Below are 2,468 nucleotides of genomic sequence, written 5' to 3' on the forward strand. Positions count from 1 at the left end.
ACACCATGTCCGCAAGTTTTTTTGTATTGCCGACACTTACCGTTTTTCTTCACTCCAACATACTGAAGCGGTGGCTCTGTCCATTCAAGGGTGTATTGATAGGCGTCGACAATACTGTTCTTATTTTCAGTTTTAATAATTAGGATATCTTGAACGTCTTTAACGGGAGGTGGTCCGGGTAGACACGTTTTTATGTCCAGTTATTTTTCAGATTTTCCCATTCTGTCCAGAAAGCCGGACTGAACGAGTGGTTGAAATCCTCCGTATACCATTCTTTCTGCATCAAAAATTAATCTTTTCGGGTTGGTTAATGGGGCAACTAATTCCGACATTCTTGAATCAATGGGAACTTGCCTGTTAGCCCTATCACGAATCTCTTTGGAAGGGAAAACAACCCATCCAAATACAATTAATTCATCTTCTTTCAAATTCACTAATTCGATGAAAGAACGTGTACCTTCCAATTTTAAATCTTCTCCGATATATTCAAAGTAGGCAAGTGCTCCATATTCTTTCCAAATTTCAGCTACTTTTTCAACCACACTCTTGTATTCGTTCAAGTAAATTCGTGGAACAGGAAGCACAAATCCGTCTATATAATTTTCCATTTCTGTGTTAATTTTAAGCTTGCACGCAATGCCAGACCATTTTGATGTTAGTGGTAGACATTTATCAACAAATTAAGTGGTTTTTAGTGTGCAAATCTGACCCCTGAAATCAAACTTCTTACAACAAGAACTGAAAATAGAACTAAAATAATGTCAATATAATTGAGGGTTGGCAATATACACTCAACAGCTTTAATTTTTCTCCTATTGATAACAGTAGAAACTACCGGTATTATCCAGAAAATTGAACTCGAAATCATTCCTGTAATAAAATAGTTTGGAAGTGGTAAAAAACAAAGGATTAGAAGTAGTGTTCCCAAAATCCAGGGAGTAAGCAAAAAACTTGAAATCACTACTCTAAAAGTAGTTACGTTACTGAAAGAAAGAAATAAAACTTCTTTTCCTATTCTATACATAAATATTGACAGTAGAATCAATCCTGTTAAAGTAACAAAAGTCTGAAGCCAGAAAGGGGATCGCATTAATATAGCCGCTGTATGAAAGTCGCCTACAAAGGCAGTTGAAAAGACATTACCTAAAAAAATACTAATGCCTGCAATGGCCGCATAAAACATGAACAATTTATAAGTGGGATTTTTACTTTTTTTGTATGCCGTCCAAAATATAAGACCAAAAACTAAGCTTAGAATAGGTCCTGCAACAGCAATTAATATATTGTCGTTATCCGACGTATTAGTATGGTCAATATCCACATAAAAATGGTAAAGTGTAGAATTTACATTGAGAAAATAGGCCGTCAGAGCATGAAACACTTCGTGCAAAGGATAAGATAAAGCGTTTGCTGAAAAAAAGAGGAGTGTTGGTTTAAAGTAAACCTTAATTGTCTGTAACATAGAAAATGCTATAAAATCACCGCTAACGTTGAAGCATTGGCGATGTGGCGGCATTCATTGAACGTCCAGCCCGGTTTCGCTGCTGACTAAAGATACAAAAGCTCATTGTTTATTCTATTGCTCAGCGTTACTAGTCGGCTGGAGCTGAAGTCGAATTGCGAATAAAAAGCTGAGAATATATTCGTCGCCCCCACCATATTGCCAATGCAATGTTAGCGGTAGTTTTATTTCTTTGTCTTGATGATAATAACACCGTAAAATTTGTCAATTCCGAACCTTTTATAAGCTGCAAGACCTCTAACGATTTCGATAGTGCAATTATCCTTGTCAATCGTTTTAAGTTTCTTTTGAAGGGCTTTGTTTGCCTTTGGATGCTTTTTTATTAATCCGTAGCCATCGGTAACACCCATGTCTTGTTTGAAAGTCTTGCCGTCGATAATATAGGTAATGTCTGGATTGTTGGGAAAATCTCGCTGTCTTACATAGATATTCGATTTATTATAGTCAATAAAGACTCGATTAAATTTTGTCAAGGTTAGTATGCTTTTAAGAGCATAATCCATTAGATATAATCCTGTTGGATTAATGTTTTGCTCAGCAAACGTATCCGGCAGTATTTCAATAGTCGTATCAGTGGTTATGTACTGATGAATTATTTTGATTGACGGGCTCATATGTCGTGGTATGCTACTTAGCTCTACAGTTGTGTCGCTAAGAAATTTCAGTCTGCCACCTTGCGTGCTGTCCAGAGAAATGGAAATGTAATAATCGCCTAGCTTCTGTCCATAAGTGTCTGTCAACAGAAAAATTATTGAAAGGAAAAGAGTAAGATACTTTGTCATTACATTTACTGTCAAGATGCAATGGTAACTGTCATTGCATAAGGAGTCCGAAAAATTACCTCTAACGTTAAGGTATTGGCGAAGGCGGCAGCTGGAACAATCAATAGCCGGGTAGTTGGCCGCCCGCTGTTGCCAATACCATGTTGTACGAAATCAGTATGTAA

3 protein-coding genes are annotated in these 2,468 nt (G+C 36.8%); all 3 read right to left on the reverse strand.

The genetic code is table 11. From position 1 onward, the window contains the following. Positions 1 to 200 precede the first annotated feature (200 nt). The 3 genes from OI18_RS23195 to OI18_RS23205 all read right to left on the reverse strand — a co-directional run bounded on the left by OI18_RS23195 (position 201) and on the right by OI18_RS23205 (position 2,136). Positions 201 to 608, reverse strand: coding sequence for a DUF1428 domain-containing protein (locus OI18_RS23195; protein ID WP_039144667.1), 408 nt, complete (start codon positions 606 to 608; stop codon positions 201 to 203). An 83-nt stretch (positions 609 to 691) separates the two neighbouring features. Next, on the reverse strand, positions 692 to 1,462 hold the full coding sequence (locus OI18_RS23200) for a hypothetical protein (protein ID WP_039144670.1): 771 nt from the start codon (positions 1,460 to 1,462) through the stop codon (positions 692 to 694). 224 nt (positions 1,463 to 1,686) lie between these two features. After that, the gene (locus OI18_RS23205) at positions 1,687 to 2,136 is read right to left on the reverse strand and encodes a hypothetical protein (protein ID WP_152616954.1); all 450 of its coding nucleotides are present in this window, start codon (positions 2,134 to 2,136) and stop codon (positions 1,687 to 1,689) included. Positions 2,137 to 2,468 lie beyond the last annotated feature (332 nt).

It is taken from the genome of Flavihumibacter solisilvae (genome assembly GCF_000814475.1).
Lineage (GTDB): Bacteria > Bacteroidota > Bacteroidia > Chitinophagales > Chitinophagaceae > Flavihumibacter > Flavihumibacter solisilvae.

Coding starts and splice junctions, on each gene's coding strand:
- OI18_RS23205 (WP_152616954.1), bottom strand. CDS start 2,136: ATGAGCCCGTCAATCAAAATAATTCATCAGTACATAACCACTGATACG.
- OI18_RS23195 (WP_039144667.1), bottom strand. CDS start 608: ATGGAAAATTATATAGACGGATTTGTGCTTCCTGTTCCACGAATTTAC.
- OI18_RS23200 (WP_039144670.1), bottom strand. CDS start 1,462: ATGTTACAGACAATTAAGGTTTACTTTAAACCAACACTCCTCTTTTTT.